Genomic DNA, 271 nt, shown 5'->3' on the forward strand with positions numbered 1-271 from the left:
CCATCAGGCCAAGTCATAATCTCAGGGCCGTTATCCGCGGTGAACATCACAATGGTATTGTCGGCTACCCCTAACTCTTCAAGCTTAGCGAGCATCTCTCCCACATGATCATCCAAGTCCTTCATGACCACTTCTTGCAATCCCCAACCATTTTGACCAAGCATGGCTTCATACTTAGGTGAAAGATGGGTCCACACATGTCCCCTTGATGGGCAATACCAAGTAAAGAACGGCTTGTCGGCTTTCACTGCTCGCTCAATGAAGTTAATAG

1 protein-coding gene is annotated in these 271 nt (G+C 48.0%); it reads right to left on the minus strand.

What is annotated here, in order from left to right; all coding sequences use genetic code 11:
• The coding region (locus AB4585_RS26370) for a sulfatase-like hydrolase/transferase (protein WP_372171711.1) at window positions 1-271 on the minus strand (271 nt) is incomplete at both ends.

The sequence above is a fragment of the Vibrio sp. 10N.222.49.C9 genome (assembly GCF_041474985.1).
GTDB classification, from domain to species: Bacteria; Pseudomonadota; Gammaproteobacteria; order Enterobacterales; family Vibrionaceae; genus Vibrio; species Vibrio crassostreae_C.